This window comes from Zoogloea sp. (assembly GCF_030157465.1).
GTDB lineage: Bacteria > Pseudomonadota > Gammaproteobacteria > Burkholderiales > Rhodocyclaceae > Zoogloea.
On record NZ_JAOAUU010000012.1, the window covers coordinates 59,737 to 77,261 of the forward strand.

Sequence of the window (17,525 nt, forward strand, 5' to 3'; positions counted from 1 at the left end):
GGAAATCAGCCCTCGTTGTGGTAGCGGGTCACCCGCTCGACTTCGTTCTTCGAACCCAGAACAACCGGCACGCGCTGGTGCAGTTTGGTCGGCTGGATGGAAAGAATGCGCTCGCGCCCTGTGGTGGCGGCGCCGCCGGCAGCCTCGACGATCATGGCCATCGGGTTGGCTTCATACATCAGGCGCAGCTTGCCGCCCTGGGCCTGCATCTTGCTGTCCATCGGGTACATGAAAACGCCACCGCGGGTCAGGATGCGATGCACGTCGGCAACCATCGAGGCGACCCAGCGCATGTTGAAATCACGCTCGCGGGGGCCTTCCTTGCCGGCCTGCAGCTCACTGATGTAGCGCTGCACCGGCGGCTCCCAGTAGCGCTGGTTGGAAGCATTGATGGCGTATTCCTTGGTGTCCTCGGGAATCGTCATGTTGGGATGGGTGTAGATGAAGCTGCCCATCTCGCGATCCAGCGTGAAGCCATGCACGCCGTCGCCAACGGTAAGGACCAGCTGGGTGGCCGGGCCGTACACTGAATAGCCTGCCGCCACCTGGGAAGTACCCGGCTGCATGAAATCGGCCTCGGTGGGCACCGCATTGCCCTCGGGGCACTTGAGCACCGAGAAAATGGTGCCAACGGAAATATTCACGTCGATGTTGGATGAACCGTCGAGGGGATCGAACAGCAGCAGGAAGCCGCCTCGCGGATAGTCGCTGGGGATCGGGCGGATTTCCTCGACCTCCTCGGAGGCCATCGCCGCCAGATGGCCGCCCCATTCGTTGGCCTGGATCAGGATGTCGTTGGCGATGACGTCGAGCTTCTTCTGGGCTTCACCCTGCACGTTGTCGCTGCCGGCCTCGCCGAGCACATCGGCCAGGGCGCCTTTAGACACGTTGACTGCAATGGCCTTGACGGCCCGGGCGACGACTTCCATCAACAGGCGCAAATCGGCGCCCATCAGGCCCTTGCGCTGTTGTTCGATAAGGAATTGGGTGAGCGTGACTCGACGCATGACTCGGATCTCCGGGATAACCTCTAAAAGTGAAGATTATCGCCCGGATCGCGAGCTTTCGTCGTTTATGATTGCGGGCTCGATTGAAAAGCGGCGGATCCGCCGCCCCATCCGGAGCACTTTTCCCAAGGCATCATGGAAGTTCTGGTCATCGGCGCCGGCCTCGCTGGCGTCACAAGCGCCTGGTATCTCGCCCAGGCCGGCTGCAGCGTAACGGTCGTAGACCGCCAGCCCGGTCCGGGCCTGGAAACCAGCTTTGCCAACGGCGGACAAATCTCCGTCAGCCATCCCGAACCCTGGGCCAACCCGTCGGCCCCCGCCACCGTGCTGCGCTGGCTGGGCCGCGAGGATGCACCGCTGCTGTTCCGGCTCCGTGCCGATGCCGCCCAGTGGCACTGGGCGGCATCCTTCCTGCGCGAATGCCTGCCCGGACGAACCGCCCGCAATACCGCTGCCATCGCCCACCTGGCCGCCTACAGCCGCCTCGAACTGCGAGCCTTGCGCGCCGCCACCGGCATCGAGTACGAATCCCGCGAAGGCGGCATCCTCCATCTTTTTGAAACCCCCCGCGAATTCGCCCACCTGCCCGCCAAGCTAAGGCTGCTACAGGATTTCGGCATCGCCGGCCGCATCCTCGATCCCGACCAGACCATCGCCGTCGAGCCCGCCCTCGCTACGCTGCGCCCGCGCCTGGCCGGCTCGCTCCACGGACTTGACGACGAAACCGGCAACGCCCACCTGTTCTGCACAGCACTGGCCCAGAAGGCACAGGAGGCCGGGGTTAACTTTTACCTGAACAACCGCGTTTATGATTTCGATGTCGTCCATGGAAAAATCATGGGCGTGCGCGTATTTGATGGAGAAAACCGCGCTGGCGTCATGCGTGCCGACGCCGTCGTGCTGGCAGCGGGAAGCTACAGCCCCCTCCTCGCCCGTCAGCTCGGAATAGAACTCCCGATCTACCCGGTCAAGGGCTATTCGATCACCGTACCGATTCTCGACGAGGCGCGGGCCCCGCACCTGAGCCTGACCGACGAATCACGTCGCGTGGTCTGCTCCCGGCTCGGCAGCCACTTGCGGGTGGCAGGCACTGCAGAACTCGTCGGCTACAACCTTTCACCCAATCCGGCCCGCGGCGCAGCAATCATGGACTGGCTTGAGGATCACCTGCCGGGCGTTGCCGATCTCTCCGGCGCCGAACACTGGTGCGGCCTGCGTCCAGCCACACCGAGCAATGTCCCCCTGATCGGGCGGACCCGCATTGCCAACCTGTTCCTCAATACCGGCCACGGCACCCTGGGATGGACCCTCGCCTGCGGCTCCGGCAAGGCGATTTCCGACATCATCACCGGACAACGCCCCAAACCGGACTTCCCCTTCCTTGGCCCGGGCCCACGCTGGTCGCCAGGCCGTGCTCAGCTTTCAGCTGTTTCCTCGAATAAAACGCGGTAAACAAAGGCAGACAAAACCACCTGCTCGGCATGGGACAGTTCGTCAAACTGAACTCCGTGGTTAACCAACGGTTCCTCGCCTTCCTGGCGCGCACCGGAATGTACCGAGCGCAGCAGCGCCGGAATCGTCAGGTATTGCTCGACATCGCTGACCACAACGCGGAACTTGATCGAGATTTTTTCATCCTTGACGCCGATCGGAGCCTTGGCAGTCAGCATCGCGCCGCCGGTACTCAGATCCACCAGCGAAGCAGCATGCGGACGGCCATCCGCACCGGTCACAGCGCAGATCAGATTGACCCGCGCCCGCGCCCCGCGACGCACGACCAGCCCGCGCACCTGGGCCGGGTAGCTCAGGTGCAGATGGGGAAACGGAACATTGGCCACCTTGTAGATTGTCGTCCCGAAGGCATAGACGCTTTTGCCCGAGAACATCCTCACGACAAACCCCTGCCCTTCACGCATAAGCAGAACCTTGCCATCCTGGGTCGGCGTCGAAACGATGACGCTCTTGCCTTTCAGATAGCCGATGAGCTTGACGTAGTAGCGCGCCTGCCCGGCATCCCCCTGAGCCTGTAGCTGCAGGGTGTCCCCGATATCGAGCCTGATCTCGTCGAAACCACACTGGTCATCGGCCGGCTTCTCGCCACTATCCGTGGTGTTGAGACGCGTATCGCTGATCGGAAGCTTGCGAAAAAGCCCCCTCTCCATCAGCGCCTTCTTCTGGCTTTCGGTTTCGACCACGACCCCACGCGCCAACAGGAGCTGCTTCCTGTCGTCATAGAGCGCCCATGGCACGGGCCTGCCGATTTCGACTTCGCCGCTATTGACTCGTACAAAAGACATCACCCGCCCGCCATGTGAACACAAGTGAGCGGGATATCGTCATTACTGAGCACGACTTGAGGTATTAATTTTTTACGGAGGGAGAGACGGCCAGGCAAGACCGCGCCTCAGCATGTCGGCAGCCGAAGATGAAACTCGACTGGAGTGACCGAGCCTCCGGACTGGCCGCGGCAGCGCAGCGCAGCGCAGCGCCGCCGACCTTGGGGCTCAGCCGAAATCAGGCGGTCTGGGCCGCAGCCGATTCAGTCTGGGACAACTCTGGAGTCGCCGGCGGAGTGCAACAGGCGGACGAAGCGTCCTCGCACCCGGCAGTCGGCGAACTGCGGATTTCGCCGGTTGCGGTGTCAAATCCGATTGATTCGATATAGGACGACAAAGCGGCGTCCATCGTCGCCACATGATTGTCGAACCATAGCGGCATCTCCTGGATCAGCTGCCGGCCAATCGCCGCATCCCCCCGCTCCATGCGCTTGCGTACGTCCCGGCACACGGCAAGCACACGGTCATGCTCCGCCTTATGGCACCCAGGGAAACCGATTTTCGCCATCCAGGCATTTTCCTGCTCGAAGTGCTCGACGGAGTGCTCGATGAAAGCATCCATCGCAACCAGCAACTCAGCCCCCGACACGTTCAACAGCCGATTGTAAGCATCGACAAATTCAACGTGGGTCTTGTCCATCGGCTCGAGACCGAGAGCGAGTTTGTCACTCCATTCCATGGCAGCCATACTGAAAAACCTCAAAGCTTGAATAACGAATGACTCTACGCCAGCAGCCACACCCTGCTCCCTGAGCAAGATCAAGCACCGGCAGCCCGAGTCGAAATTATTTGACGAGTTTCAAGTGGCTTCGGCCGCCCTTGGGTGGCTCCGGCGACTCATCAGGAAGGTCGGCAGGCTGCGGAGCAAAACCCACCGATGTCGCATCAGATTCGGAGTCCTCCCCTCCCTGCTCGACGGCGGGGATCTCAGAGACTTCAAATGCCATGCCATGACCGTTTTCCCGTGCATAGATGGCTGCAACATTCTCGATTGGCACGGATATATTCTGCGCGACACCACCGAAACGGGCCTGAAAGGCGATCAGTTCGTTACCCATGGCCAAGCTCTGGGTAGCATCCGGACTGATATTCAGGACGATCTGGCCGTCCTGGACAAACTGGCGCGGCACCATCGTGTGCCGATCCACGGCAACAGCGATATACGGAGTCAGCCCCTGATCGGTGCACCACTGAAAGATTGCACGAATCAAATAAGGCTTGGTGGAGATTTCACTCATGGAGGTGAACCTTCCGGCGAAAAGCAGAGACCACAGGCTGCAAAAAAGGCTGAAAACCAGGGCCGATGAACACAACCTGCAAAAGTACCGCCAAGAATCCGGGCCAGCCACGACAGGCTGCAACCCGGAATTCAATCAACGCCGCATGACTTTCTCGGAAGGTGTCATCGCATCGATGAAACCCTGACGGCTGAAGATGCGCTCAGCGTACTTCATGAGCGGAGCAGCCGAGCGCGGCAACTCGATTCCGTAGTGATCAAGACGCCACAACAGCGGCGCAATGGCCACATCAAGCATGGAAAACTCATCGCCCAGCAGGAATTTCTGCTTGGTAAACATCGGAGCGAGCTGGGTCAGCTGGTCACGCACATGGGCGCGCTCCTTTTCGGCACCCTTTGGATTTTTTTCAAGGGCTTCGATGTGGGAGAACAGTTCGAGCTCGAAAGTGTGCAGCAGCTGGCGGGCCCGAGCACGCATGATCGGATCGGGCGGCATCAACTGGGGGTGCGGGAAACGCTCGTCGATGTACTCGTTAATGATGTTCGACTCATAAAGAACGAGATCGCGATCAACCAGCACAGGCACCCGGTTGTACGGATTGATGACAGCGATGTCTTCCGGCTTGTTGAAGAGATCGACATCAATCACCTGGAAATCCATGCCCTTCTCGAAGAGCACGATACGGCACCGGTGACTAAAAGGATCTGTCGTTCCGGAATACAAATTCATCATCGTTGTGTTACCCCACGAATACTCTAAATCACGCACCACGCGCCGCGCGCGTGGTGCGTCTTGCTCACTGATAGCAAGAGATTGCATCGGCAAAACAAACGCCAATTAATGGATGTCTTTCCAGAAATTCTTCTTCAGAAGATAGGAAAGGACAAAGAGAAGGCCAAGGAAGGCGATAACGAAGGTACCGATGGTCTTGCGCGTTTCGGCCATCGGCTCACCCATCCAGACCAAGTAGGAGACGAGGTCGGCGGTCGCCTTGTCGTACTCATCCTTGGACATCTTGCCGGGCTTGCCCTGCTCGAGATGGATTTCCTTGATCTTGCCGCCGTGGCCGTCGTCCTTCTCGGACACTTTGGCAAGTTGCTCACCCTGCAACTCATAGAGGACGTGCGGCATGCCCACGTTCTCGAAGATCACATTGTTCCAGCCGGTCGGGCGTTCGCTGTCCCGGTAGAAACCACGCAAATAGGTGTAAAGCCAGTCGGCACCGCTGCCGAACTCGGAAGCCCGCGAACGGGCAACCACAGTAAGGTCGGGAGGAGCAGCACCAAACCACTGCTTGGCTTCGTCGCGCTGCATGGCAATACGCATCGGCTCACCGACCTTGTCGGCGGTGAACATCAGGTTGTCCTTGATCATCTGCTCGGACAAACCGATCTGCTGCAGCCGGTTGTAGCGCATGTAGCTGGCGCCGTGGCAATTCAGACAGTAATTGACAAAGAGCTTGGCACCATTCTGCAGGGCCGCCGGCTCGGTTGACACCGGGGCCTTGTCCAGATGCAGCTCGGCGCCACTAGCAAAAGCGAGCAACGGCGCGAACAGGAGAGCAGTCAAAAGTTTTTTCATGGCTTCTATTCTCATTAACCGGTCACGCGATCAGGCACAGGCTTGCACTTGTCGATCTTCGACCACACCGGCATCGTGAGGAAGAAGAGGAAGTAGTACAGGCTGAACAACTGAGCCACAGGAGCGCCCGGGATCACGCCGAAAAATGCGTAGGAAGGCGGCTTGGTACCCAGAAAACCGAGGATCGCAAAACCGATGATGAAGATCGTCAGCAGCGTCTTGAAAATCGGGCCGCGATAGCGGATCGACTTCGCCGGGCTGCGATCGAGCCAAGGCAGGAAGGCAATGATCACGACACCGCCACCCATAGCAACAACACCCCAGAACTTGGCATCAAGGCCAAACAACGGCCACACCATCGCACGCAGCAGCGAGTAGAACGGCGTGAAGTACCAGACCGGCGCAATGTGCGGCGGAGTCTTCAGCGGATCAGCCGGGATGAAATTGTTGTACTCGAGGAAGTAGCCGCCGCCTTCAGGCGCGAAGAACACGATGAAGGAGAACACGATCAGGAAGCCCACCACGCCGACGATATCCTTGACGGTGTAGTAGGGGTGGAAGGGGATGCCATCCAGCGGGTGGCCATCGGGACCCTTCTTCTTCTTGATTTCGACGCCATCCGGGTTGTTGGAGCCAACTTCGTGCAGGGCAACGATGTGGGCGGCAACCAGGCCGATCAGGACCAGCGGAACGGCAATGACGTGGAAGGAGAAGAAACGGTTCAGGGTCGCGTCCGAAACCACGAAATCCCCGCGGATCACGACGGAGAGGTCGGGACCGATGACAGGAATCGCGGAGAACAGGTTCACGATAACCTGGGCCCCCCAGAATGACATCTGCCCCCAGGGCAGCAGATAGCCCATGAAGGCTTCAGCCATCAGCGCCAGGAAGATCAGGGTGCCGAAGATCCAGATCAGCTCGCGTGGCTTGCGGTAGGAGCCATAGAGGATGCCACGGAACATGTGCAGGTAAACGACGACGAAGAACGCCGAGGCTCCCGTGGAGTGCAGATAGCGGATGATCCAGCCACCCGGCACGTCGCGCATGATGTACTCGACAGAGGCAAAAGCTACCGGCACACCCGACGCATTAAGGGATGCGTCCGGCTTGTAGTGCATCACCAGGAAAATGCCGGTGACGATCTGCAGCACCAGCACCAGAAGTGCCAGCGAGCCGAAGAAATACCAGAAGTTGAAGTTCTTGGGCGCGTAGTACTCGGAGAGGTGCGCCTTGTAGGTCGACGTCAGCGGAAAACGCGCGTCGATCCAGTCCATTACGGCTTGAGCTTTGGTGGTCATCGTTTATGCCTTTCCGTCTTCGCCGATCAGGATCTTGGTATCGGCCACGTACTTGTGCGGCGGAATTTCGAGATTGTCCGGAGCAGGCTTGTTCTTGTAGACGCGGCCGGCCATGTCGAAGGTGGAACCGTGACAGGGGCACAGGAAGCCGCCGGGCCAGTCGTTGCTTACACCGCTTTCGGCTCCGGTCTTGAACTTGTCAGACGGAGAGCAGCCCAAGTGGGTACAGATGCCGACAGCAACAAGGATTTCCGGCTTGATGGAGCGGCCTTCGTTCTTGGCATATTCCGGCTGCATCGGCTTTTCGGAATTCGGGTCACTGACTTCGCCCTCGGTCTTCTTGAGCGAATCCAGCATTTCTTTAGTGCGGTTGATGATCCACACCGGCTTGCCGCGCCATTCGACAGTCATCATCTGGCCCGGGGCCAGCTTGCTGATATCCACTTCCACCGGAGCACCGGCGGCTTTTGCCCGCTCGGACGGCGTCAGGCTTGCGACAAACGGAACAGCGGCAGCTGCAACAGCCACGCCCCCCGCCGCCGACGTCACCAGCAACAGCTGGCGCCGACTCCCATCCATTTTTTGATCCACGCTCATGGCCCACTAACCTCAATAAAAGAGACTTCGAAGATCGCAATACCGAAAACTCGCTGAGTATAGCGAAAATGCGCATCCAAAAAAAGGGCCGCGTCGCTAAACCCGCGCCAGCATTGGAAAATATCGAATTTCAGGGGGCACATCCGAATGCGCCGACATGGACTCTCGCCCATCTGGACGCTCGACATTGCTGCGCCACAGCACGCCAAGGCAAGAGCACCCGCGGCATAATCACCGGCCGCACAGACAATCCTGCCATGCGCCGAAACAGCCGCGCCCCGATGCCGCCCACTCTCTTCTTGTGCACGCTTTCGCTCATTCTGCCAATGCTGGCAGCCACTTCTGCGCATGCCGAAACCTGGCCGTCCGCCCTCGAGGCGAGCCTGGCACGGGCAGGAGTTCCCCGTAGCGCAACTACATTGCTTGTCCAGGACGTGGACGTCCCTGCCCCGCTCATTGCCCACCGCAGCGGGGAAGCCATGAATCCGGCGTCAGTCATGAAACTGGTCACATCCTACGCAGCCCTCGAGCGGCTTGGGCCGGCCTTTAGCTGGAACACCCGCGTGGCCGGCAGTGCCGACATCGGCAACGGAATACTGCGTGGCGATCTGTTCATCACTGGCGGCGGCGACCCCCGCCTCTCGCGAGAGCGTCTCTGGCTGCTGCTGCGGGAACTCCGCACCCAGGGCATCCGGCGCATTGGCGGTGACGTGATCACTGACCGGAGCCTCTTCCGCCTCCCGCGCCACGACCCGGCGGCTTTCGACCAGCGCCCGCTGCGCCCCTACAACGCAGGTGCCGACGCGCTGTCGGTTGACTACGGCGCCATGCGCATCCGGGTAGTACCGACGCCCAGCGGTGCCATTGCGACAAGCGACCCGCTCCCCGCCGGCATCACGCTCGACAGCCGCATACGGCGGACATCCAGCGTCAGCTGCGGCGACCCGACCGCGCAGCTGACAGCCATGAAAGCCGAAACGTCAGCCGGCCTTCAGCTCAATCTTGAAGGATCGCTTCCGCAGGGATGTATCGAGCCTTTCGACTGGAACATTGCGCCACTGCCACCGGATCGACTTTTCGAAGGGGTTTTCCGCACGCTGTGGCAGGAACTGGGCGGAGAGATCGACGGCCGTTTCCGCGACGGACCCACGCCGCCGCAAGCCCGCCCACTGGCCGGAACGGTTTCCCCAAACCTTCCGGAAGTGCTGCGCGACATGAACAAGTGGTCGAACAATGTCATCGCCCGTCAGGTACTCGCCACCCTTGGCGCACTTGCCGAGCCGGGCGAGGATTCAATCACGGCCGGAATCGCCGTAGTGAAAAACACATTGACGGCGAACGGGATCGGGACCGCCGGACTGGTGATCGAGAACGGTGCCGGACTGTCGCGGAGCGAACGCATCAGCGCCGACACTCTCGGGCAACTGCTGATCTCGGCTTGGCACAGCCGAACGATGCCGGAACTCGTTTCGTCGCTACCGGTGGCCGGTGTAGACGGCACCGCGCGCCGACGCGTCCCGAACAGCCCCGCGGCGGGCTACGCCCACGTCAAGACCGGCACCCTGGACGGCGTGCGCAGCCTTGCCGGCTACGTGCTGGCAAGAAACGGACACCGTTACGCGATTGTGCTGATGATCAACCACCCCAACGCCGGCGCCGCCCGGGACGTTCAGGATGCACTGATTGAATGGGTCGCCGGCCTTTGAGCGGCCCGCGCATCAGTCGTCGTGGGCGTGACGCTGGAGAGCGTCGAGGGGAATGACGTCCAGCGCGGCCATGTGAGTCGCGGCGAGCACCACCGGCGGCGCCACGCCCGCCTCCCAGGCCTCGCGCCAGCGAAAGGCGCAGAGGCACCAGCGATCACCGGGCTTGAGGCCGGCAAAACGGTATTCGGGGCGCGGAGTAGACAAATCATTACCGCGCATCGCACTGAAATTCAGAAAATCTGCCGTCACCTTGACGCAAACATGATGACGCCCCAGGTCGCCCGGATCGGCCTCGCAGCACCCCGTACGCATCCAGCCCGTCAGCGGATCGTAACTGCAGGCCTGCAACGCACCGCCGAGGACATTGAAGGCATCGCGGGATGGCATGTTGTCTTCGTTGCTCAATCCGGGTACCCCTGTGGGTTGGAAGATTGCCAGCGCCACGCGTCTGCACACATTTCGTCGATGCCGCGGTGCGCACGCCAGCCAAGCTCCTGCTCGGCGAGGGCGGTTTCTGCAAAGCACTGAGCCACGTCACCGGGACGCCGGGCAACGATCTCGTAGGCGACCTTCCGGCCACTGGCCTGCTCGTAGGCCTTGACCACCTCGATGACGCTGTAGCCACGCCCGGTGCCGAGATTGACCGTCAGGACGCCCGGCCGCTCGACCAGCCGACGCACTGCGGCCACGTGCCCTGCCGCAAGGTCCACCACATGGATGTAGTCCCGGACGCCCGTGCCATCGACGGTCGGATAATCACCGCCAAAAACCCGCAGTTGCGGCAAACGCCCGACCGCAACTTGGCTCACGTAGGGCATCAGATTATTGGGCAGGCCGTTGGGGTCTTCACCGATGCGCCCGCTAGCGTGGGCGCCAACCGGGTTGAAATAGCGCAGCAAGGCCACACGCCATTCCGGATCTGCCGCAGCCAGGTCGGAGAGCACGAACTCCATCATCCACTTGGTGCGGCCATAGGGATTGGTCGGGCCGGTGGGAAAATCCTCACGGATCGGCACACTGGCCGGATCGCCATAAACCGTGGCCGACGAACTGAAAACCAGCGACTTGACGCCAGCCTCGGCCATGACTTCGGCCAGTGCCACCGTGCCGGCGATATTGTTGTCGTAGTACATCAACGGCTTCGCGACCGACTCACCAACCGCCTTCAAGGCGGCGAAGTGAATGACCGAGTCGATGACATGAGAGCGAAACAACTCGCGCATGGCGGCCTTGTCGCGGATGTCGGCGCGGTAGAAAGCTGCGAGCTTGCGCCCGGCGAGTTCCTCAACGCGGCGCAGAGCCTCGGGCTTGCTGTTGCAGAAATTATCGACAACAACCACGTCGTATCCTGCAGCAAGCAGTTCGACGCAGGTATGGGAACCGATATAGCCGGCACCGCCGGTCACTAGAATTGTGGGCATGCTGTCAGTGGCACGGAAGAATAAAAGACGTGGGCATGATGATACATGCGCAGCGGAAACCGGCCGCCTTACTGACTGATTCTTTCCGCCGTCAGATAGCGCCTTTGTCACGCAGGGCTACGATTTCCTCGATGGAAAGGCCAAGCCCGGTGAGAATTTCGTCGGTGTGCTCGCCGAGCTTCGGCCCAAGCCACTCGGTGGAACCCGGCGTGGCACTGAGCTTGGGCACGATTCCGGGAACATGCATGGACTGCCCATCCGGCAAGGTCGCAGGCTCGAACATGCCACGCGCGGCAAACTGGACATCGCGGAACATGTCGGCCACCGAGTAAACCGCGCTGGCTGGCACCTCCGCCGCCTCCATCGCGGCGAGCACCTCGTCTCCGTCGCGGGCTTCCACCCAGGCACCGATGAGCGCATACAGTTCGTCAGCCCGCGCATCGCGGCCTGCGTTATCAGCGAGGCTGGCTTCGTCAGCCAGATCCGGCCGGCCGATAGCCCGCATCAGGCGCCGGAAGATCGCATCACCATTGCCGCCGATGATGATATGGCGGCCATCGCGGGCGGTGTGGGTATTGGAGGGCGTGATCCCTGGCATGACATTGCCGGTGCGTTCGCGAACAAAGCCTGCCACACCGAATTCCGGCACCATGCTTTCCATCATCGCAAAGACAGCCTCGTAAAGGGCAACGTCTACGATCTGGCCGGCTCCACCATTGACTTCCCGATGGCGCAGCGCCATCAGCGCGCCAATGGCAGCCCACAGGGCGGCGATGGAATCACCGATCGAAATACCGGTGCGCACCGGCGGACGGTCGGCAAAGCCGGTGATGTAACGCAACCCGCCCATCGACTCGCCGATCGCCCCAAAGCCCGGCCGATCCTTGTACGGCCCCGTCTGGCCAAAGCCCGACAGACGCACCATGACCAGCCCGGGATTGGCCCCCGACAGCACGTCCCAGCCGAGGCCAAGCTTTTCGAGCACGCCGGGACGGAAGTTTTCGACGACGATATCCGCCTCGGCGGCAAGCCGCCGCACAATGGCGAGACCTTCCGGATGTTTCAGATTTGCAGTGAGCGAACGCTTGTTGCGGGCCTGCACCGACCACCACAACGAAGTCCCTGCATGCAGCTTGCGCCACTGGCGTAGCGGATCGCCGCCGTCGGGCGATTCAACCTTGATAACCTCGGCGCCGAATTCGGCAAGAATGCGCGTGCAGAAAGGACCGGCGATCAGCGTGCCGAGCTCCAGCACCTTCACGCCGGCAAGCGGCTTGCTTTCATTACTCATCGGGTGCTCCGCAGCGGGTGAAGCTCAGAGAGAACGACGCTCGACCAAAGCCTGGGCGATGGTGCCCGTATCGGTGTGCTCCAGCTCGCCGCCAACAGGAATGCCGCGGGCGATACGGCTGACCTTCAAGCCGCGGCTGCGCAGCAGTTCGGAAATCATGTGGGCGGTGGCCTCGCCCTCATTGGTGAAATTGGTGGCAAGGATCACTTCCTGCACCTTGCCGTCGAAGGCGCGGGCGAGGAGCTTTTCCAGACCCAGCTCCCGCGGCCCGACTCCGTCGAGAGGCGACAGGCGCCCCATGAGAACGTAGTAAAGGCCATGGTAGCTGTGTGTCTGCTCCAGCATCGCCAGGTCAGCGGGCATCTCGACGACACACAACTGGCTGGCATCACGCTGCAGGTTGGCGCAGCGTGAACACACCTCATCCTCACAGAATGTGTTGCAGCGGGAACAGTGACGCAACACCTCCAGCGCGTGCCCGAGGGCTGTTGCCAGCCGCGCCGCACCACGCTGGTCGCGCTGCAGCAGATGATAGGCCATGCGCTGGGCCGATTTTGGCCCTACGCCCGGCAGACAGCGCAAGGCTTCGATAAGGGCATCGAGACTGGAAGGAGATGTCACGGGAGCTTGATCAGAACGGCAGCTTGAAGCCCGGCGGCAGGTTCAGCCCGGAAGTGAAGCCGGACATCTTTTCCTGGGTCGTGGATTCGACACGGCGCACGGCGTCATTGACGGCGGCGGCGACGAGATCTTCGAGCATTTCCTTGTCGTCCATCACCGAGGGGTCGATGGCGACACGGCGAACGTCGTACTTGCAGGTCATGGTGACCTTGACCATACCGGCGCCGGACTGGCCTTCGACTTCGATGTCGCCGAGGCTGTCCTGCATTTTCTTCATGTTGTCCTGCATTTGCTGGGCCTGTTTCATCAGGCCTGCGATGCCGCCTTTCATCATGGTGACTTTCTCCAGAGAGGGTTAGAGGGATTTGACAGACGCTTCTTCCAGTGTCGCATCGAAACGTTCGATCAGTTCGCGAACAAAGGGATCCTGCTCCAATGCGGCAACCGCTGCGGCATGACGACCGGCCTTTTCGGCCTGATTACGCTGGGCCGGTGTAAGCGTTTCGATCTCGCCGACTTCGACATTCACTCGCAAGGGACGACCGAAGTGCGCCGAGAGCGCTTCCTGCAACTTCTCGGGGCCGCCGCGGTTGATCTGCAGCAGATGCCGATGGGTGTGGGACAGACGCAAACTCAGCACATTATCGGCGACACCAACGAGTTCGCTATGCTGGGCAAGCTCGCGGTTAAATCCACCAAGACCGAGTTCTCCAAGCAGTGCATGCCAATCGAGGGCTGCCGACAGAGGCTCGACCGCCACCGTGCGCGCAGGCGCCGGGACTGCGGATTCGGGAAGGCGCGCCTCTGCGGGAACCGGCGCAGGGAGCTCGACAGGCGCGGGCGCAGCCGCAGGCCGCGGAGCGGAGCGGACAGGCGCAATTTCATCGGCTTCGGGAGGCAGATCCTCCCACGGCGGCACGCTGCTGCCGAAATCCGGCGCTGCCGCTGCAGGCACGGCAGCCTTGACCTGCACCTCGGCAGCCGCGGAGAAGACGGCTGGCGCCGCCGGCGGAGAAACATCGATCTTTGCAGGCACAGGCGCCGAAGCAACGGGACGTGGTGCGGCTGAGATGGGGTTGGGCGTGCTTGGTGTCGGTGTCGGCGGACGCGCAACAGTCTGGTTTGGCGCACGCATCACAGGCGCCGCAACGCGGGAAGCGACCGGCATGGCTCGCGCCTGCCCCTCGCCACCACCTCCAGCCAACACCCCGCCCAGCCCTGCAGGCTGCTCCGGACGGAAGGCAAACAGGCGCAGCAGTGTCATTGAAAAACCGGTGGTTTCATCTGGCGCCAGCGGCAGCTCATCACGCCCATGAATCACGATCTGATAGGCGAGCTGCAGGAACTCGGGGTCAAACGCCTCGGAATAGGGAGCAAGGCGGACCGCCTCGAACTCATCCGTCAAAGCCGCGGGAGCGAGCTGCGCCAGCGCGATGCGATGCAGCAGGGCAGCCAGGGACTGCAATGCCGACTCGAACGACAGGCTACGCGCCTCCATGCCTTCCACGGCAGCCATCAGCGTGGTCACATCGCCAGCGCGTAAAGCATCAAGCACAGCGTAAAGGTGATCGTCACCAACGGTGCCGAGCATGTCCTGCACCGCCTGCTCCTCCACCTTGCCGGCACCGTGAGCAATTGCCTGGTCAAGTAGCGACAGGGAATCGCGCATCGAGCCGCTGGCGGCCTTGGCAATATGCCGCAGTGCGCCCGGCTCGAAGGGAACAGCCTCGGCTTCGAGCAGGCGCGTGAGATGAGCGACGATGTGCCCGGGGGGCATCTGCTTGAGGTTGAACTGGAGGCAGCGGGACAGCACAGTCACCGGGATCTTCTGCGGATCGGTTGTCGCAATGATGAACTTGACATGCTCGGGCGGCTCTTCGAGGGTCTTCAGCATGGCGTTGAAGGCATGACCGGTGAGCATGTGCACTTCGTCGATCATGTAAACCTTGTAGCGCCCCTGAACCGGCGCATAGACCGCCTGATCCAGCAGCGCCGCCATGTCATCCACACCTCGATTCGAGGCTGCGTCCATTTCCACGTAATCAGGAAAGCGGTCGGCATCGATTGCCAGACAGGCAGAGCACTGGTTACATGGCGTTGGTGTGACGCCGGTTTCGCAGTTGAGCGCCTTGGCGAGAATGCGCGAAATGGTGGTCTTGCCGACTCCGCGGGTTCCGGTGAACAGATAGGCGTGATGCAGCCGGCCGGTGGAAAGCGCGTGGGTCAGCGCCCGAACCACGTGCTCCTGCCCGACGAGTGTCTCGAAACTGCGTGGGCGCCACTTGCGCGCAAGTACTTGATAAGCCATAGCCGAATTCTATCAGGCTCGGGCACCGTGCCGGCGGACTCGAGAACATGGGTTGGAAGTACGCCGTCCAGCCTGGCATGCAAATCCGCAGTCGCTCGACGATCTCCACCAGAATGCGTAATCAAGGAATTTCCGGTTCGAAGCCACGGCAACTGCCGATCTGACTTGATTGACCTATGGAGTCGGTCATAGAGCGTACGCAGCCATTCCAACACCCGTTCACCCGGCCTGCCCATCTGCTGACAATTTATGCGTAGCGTGCCTCTCCTGCGATCGGATCATCCTCACGAAGTGGCGCTGCACTTCGTTCGTTGCGCTCAACTGACCAAGGGACTTGCACCGGCAGGAGTGCGCTCTTGCTGGGAGCGCATGTAAAAAAGGGCGTCCTGATGGACGCCCCTTGAATTTGGGGTGGCGAGCCTGACCCCCGGCACTTGCAGGAAACGGCTGTGGCTGCTGCCTTCCGGCCCTGACCAGGTTCACCGCGCTACAATGCGGGGAGACCCGCCACGGCAAGAATTCTAACAGCTCGACAGCACCCCGCCTATCCCTTTCGCAGCTATTTTGCACCGCAACAGCGCCCCAAAGGCGTCCACCGAACCGGCCCTCTACAACCTTCCACTCGGCGCTCCCACTTGGCTCGCACATTCAACGTGCAAGAGCTTATCCAAAGGGCTGACATCGCCATCGTGCTGAACGCGGTGATGGCGGCCAGGCATTTGAGGACGACGCAGCTTCATCACCGCACCTCAAAGCAGCGCGACTTCGTGACCTCAACATCTTCTACAGAATTGATTGTCAGTGCTTTGTGGAATGGTGCTGAGTATTTACTTACGGGGTATTTGAGGCAGGATGGAATTACTTTTACAACAAGGCGATAGCTGATTTCTGGTGGGGATAGTCAGACTCGAACTGACACGAATTTCTTCGCTAGAACCTAAATCTAGTGCGTCTACCAATTTCGCCATATCCCCGAAATCAACACAGCCAGCTCGGTATTTTAACGTGCCTTCCTCACCTTTGCCAGAAACTGCTGTAAGTGTCGTCTCTACCCCGACTTGACGCCTCATACCTTCAGCCTCTCCAAGCTCTCGTTCACCGCAGACAAATCAAAGCGGCCGGGCTCGAAGTCCTCGCCGCAACACTCCCGCGTGGCGCGGTGCTCGAGGTGATCCTGGTCGAAGATGGCTTCCAGGAAGTCGGCGTAGCCCTACCCCCCCCACATCTTCGGGCGGCGCGGCGTTGCTCCACCTTGATCCGGTATTCTCAGTGATCGCCAAAGTCGTAGAGATAGGTGAACGACCTCACGCCACCCAGCGCCGTCTTGAGCTGGATGCGCTGCTCGAAACGGGGCGGATCGCCTCGGTCAAACTCCGGGTCGGGGTGCCGTAGCGCTCGCCGGCGATCTCGAATTCGTGCAGATGACCTCCGTTCCAGCCCATGATGCATTGAATCACGTGATGCAGCCTCGCAAGGAGGATCGACTCGAGCACGACTATCCGGTGCCAGATCGCGGGTTGGATTCAGGAGAGTTCCATCCGCAATTGCAGCAGATCCGCCGGTTTGCGGGTTCAGGGCTTGAGGGAAAGACGGTGCTTGTGTCAGGCGGCTTTGAGAGGGTTTTTGGTGGGATCGAAATTCCAGGGCGACAGCGCTGCGATCCGGTTGTACATCGCCGCCACCGGCCTCCGACCCGGCGAAGAGAAAGTTCTTCCTCACTACCACTACTACTCGCGGGGGCCGCTCGGTAGGAGGCTTGCTGCACACTTGGGCTCCGAGCTCACAGACCTGATGCCGCAGAGCGGCCACCTCGTCAAAGGGCTCGATGGAAGGAGGCGTCGTAGAGCCAGGCATGAGGGGGGGTACGCAAGACGCTCGTCGGTGAGCAGCCCCCAAATCCCTATCCCGCCACCTCCGGCTGCCAGGTGCGTGCGGGACGTCTCCCGCCACGAGCATTTCAGAGCGACAGAGTCGACTTCAACTGGAGGTCGCCGCCTCTCGAGACCAGCAAATCAGCCAGACAGTTAGCTTAAGCATGGCCGGTACATTGCGCCGACCTGCGGTAATGGCTCGCAGTGGAGAGTGTTTTGTTTTTTGGGGGTTGATTGGAGCGTGATGTTG

Annotated in this window: 17 protein-coding genes, 1 tRNA gene and 1 other RNA gene; 2 read left to right on the top strand and 17 right to left on the bottom strand. The window is 61.0% G+C overall.

Annotation, left to right across the window (positions count from 1 at the left end):
- Positions 1-5: 5 nt before the first annotated feature.
- Positions 6-1,007: a class 1 fructose-bisphosphatase gene (locus tag Q1W26_RS01915; protein WP_300435133.1), complete on the bottom strand. Its 1,002-nt coding sequence runs from the start codon at positions 1,005-1,007 to the stop codon at positions 6-8.
- A gap of 135 nt (positions 1,008-1,142) precedes the next feature.
- On the opposite strand from Q1W26_RS01915, the gene Q1W26_RS01920 reads away from it, so the two are divergent.
- Positions 1,143-2,459 carry a D-amino acid dehydrogenase gene (locus Q1W26_RS01920; protein WP_300435136.1) on the top strand — a complete coding sequence of 439 codons (1,317 nt, stop codon included), beginning with the start codon at positions 1,143-1,145 and terminating at the stop codon, positions 2,457-2,459.
- Here Q1W26_RS01920 and Q1W26_RS01925 read toward each other — a convergent pair.
- The 7 genes from Q1W26_RS01925 to petA all read right to left on the bottom strand — a co-directional run bounded on the left by Q1W26_RS01925 (position 2,423) and on the right by petA (position 8,057).
- The gene (locus Q1W26_RS01925) at positions 2,423-3,304 is read right to left on the bottom strand and encodes a flagellar brake protein (RefSeq protein ID WP_300435139.1); all 882 of its coding nucleotides are present in this window, start codon (positions 3,302-3,304) and stop codon (positions 2,423-2,425) included. The genes Q1W26_RS01920 and Q1W26_RS01925 overlap by 37 nt on opposite strands.
- Positions 3,305-3,521: 217 nt before the next feature.
- Positions 3,522-4,031: a hemerythrin domain-containing protein gene (locus Q1W26_RS01930; RefSeq protein ID WP_300435141.1), complete on the bottom strand. Its 510-nt coding sequence runs from the start codon at positions 4,029-4,031 to the stop codon at positions 3,522-3,524.
- Between the two features lie 97 nt (positions 4,032-4,128).
- Positions 4,129-4,581 (bottom strand): ClpXP protease specificity-enhancing factor, encoded by a 453-nt coding sequence (locus tag Q1W26_RS01935; protein WP_300435143.1) that lies wholly within the window; start codon positions 4,579-4,581, stop codon positions 4,129-4,131.
- A 135-nt stretch (positions 4,582-4,716) separates the two neighbouring features.
- Positions 4,717-5,313 (bottom strand): glutathione S-transferase N-terminal domain-containing protein, encoded by a 597-nt coding sequence (locus tag Q1W26_RS01940; RefSeq protein WP_300435171.1) that lies wholly within the window; start codon positions 5,311-5,313, stop codon positions 4,717-4,719.
- 105 nt (positions 5,314-5,418) lie between these two features.
- Positions 5,419-6,162 (bottom strand): cytochrome c1, encoded by a 744-nt coding sequence (locus Q1W26_RS01945; protein WP_300435146.1) that lies wholly within the window; start codon positions 6,160-6,162, stop codon positions 5,419-5,421.
- A 14-nt stretch (positions 6,163-6,176) separates the two neighbouring features.
- Complete coding sequence (locus Q1W26_RS01950) at positions 6,177-7,460, bottom strand: cytochrome bc complex cytochrome b subunit (protein ID WP_300435148.1); 1,284 nt, start codon at positions 7,458-7,460, stop codon at positions 6,177-6,179.
- 3 nt (positions 7,461-7,463) lie between these two features.
- The gene (petA, locus tag Q1W26_RS01955; protein WP_300435150.1) at positions 7,464-8,057 is read right to left on the bottom strand and encodes a ubiquinol-cytochrome c reductase iron-sulfur subunit; all 594 of its coding nucleotides are present in this window, start codon (positions 8,055-8,057) and stop codon (positions 7,464-7,466) included.
- A 326-nt stretch (positions 8,058-8,383) separates the two neighbouring features.
- Here petA and dacB point away from each other — a divergent pair, with 326 nt between their 5' ends.
- A complete protein-coding gene (dacB, locus tag Q1W26_RS01960) occupies positions 8,384-9,763 on the top strand; it encodes a D-alanyl-D-alanine carboxypeptidase/D-alanyl-D-alanine-endopeptidase (RefSeq protein ID WP_300435174.1) in 1,380 nt (459 codons plus the stop codon).
- 12 nt (positions 9,764-9,775) lie between these two features.
- Here the strand turns inward: dacB and Q1W26_RS01965 are convergent, their stop codons facing one another.
- The 9 genes from Q1W26_RS01965 to Q1W26_RS02005 all read right to left on the bottom strand — a co-directional run bounded on the left by Q1W26_RS01965 (position 9,776) and on the right by Q1W26_RS02005 (position 16,927).
- Positions 9,776-10,150 carry a DUF2237 domain-containing protein gene (locus Q1W26_RS01965; RefSeq protein WP_300435152.1) on the bottom strand — a complete coding sequence of 125 codons (375 nt, stop codon included), beginning with the start codon at positions 10,148-10,150 and terminating at the stop codon, positions 9,776-9,778.
- 14 nt (positions 10,151-10,164) lie between these two features.
- Positions 10,165-11,184, bottom strand: a complete 1,020-nt coding sequence (galE, locus tag Q1W26_RS01970) for a UDP-glucose 4-epimerase GalE (protein WP_300435155.1) — start codon at positions 11,182-11,184, stop codon at positions 10,165-10,167.
- Positions 11,185-11,275: 91 nt separating this feature from the next.
- On the bottom strand, positions 11,276-12,475 hold the full coding sequence (locus tag Q1W26_RS01975) for a CaiB/BaiF CoA-transferase family protein (RefSeq protein ID WP_300435158.1): 1,200 nt from the start codon (positions 12,473-12,475) through the stop codon (positions 11,276-11,278).
- A gap of 24 nt (positions 12,476-12,499) precedes the next feature.
- Positions 12,500-13,096: a recombination mediator RecR gene (gene recR / locus Q1W26_RS01980; protein ID WP_300435161.1), complete on the bottom strand. Its 597-nt coding sequence runs from the start codon at positions 13,094-13,096 to the stop codon at positions 12,500-12,502.
- A gap of 10 nt (positions 13,097-13,106) precedes the next feature.
- Positions 13,107-13,430, bottom strand: coding sequence for a YbaB/EbfC family nucleoid-associated protein (locus tag Q1W26_RS01985; protein ID WP_300435164.1), 324 nt, complete (start codon positions 13,428-13,430; stop codon positions 13,107-13,109).
- A 21-nt stretch (positions 13,431-13,451) separates the two neighbouring features.
- Positions 13,452-15,404, bottom strand: coding sequence for a DNA polymerase III subunit gamma/tau (dnaX, locus tag Q1W26_RS01990; protein WP_300435166.1), 1,953 nt, complete (start codon positions 15,402-15,404; stop codon positions 13,452-13,454).
- Positions 15,405-15,814: 410 nt separating this feature from the next.
- Positions 15,815-15,913: signal recognition particle sRNA small type (gene ffs, locus Q1W26_RS01995), an RNA gene on the bottom strand.
- Positions 15,914-16,293: 380 nt separating this feature from the next.
- Positions 16,294-16,378: transfer RNA gene (locus tag Q1W26_RS02000), tRNA-Leu, on the bottom strand.
- A gap of 330 nt (positions 16,379-16,708) precedes the next feature.
- Positions 16,709-16,927 carry a hypothetical protein gene (locus Q1W26_RS02005; protein ID WP_366143624.1) on the bottom strand — a complete coding sequence of 73 codons (219 nt, stop codon included), beginning with the start codon at positions 16,925-16,927 and terminating at the stop codon, positions 16,709-16,711.
- Between the last annotated feature and the right edge of the window lie 598 nt (positions 16,928-17,525).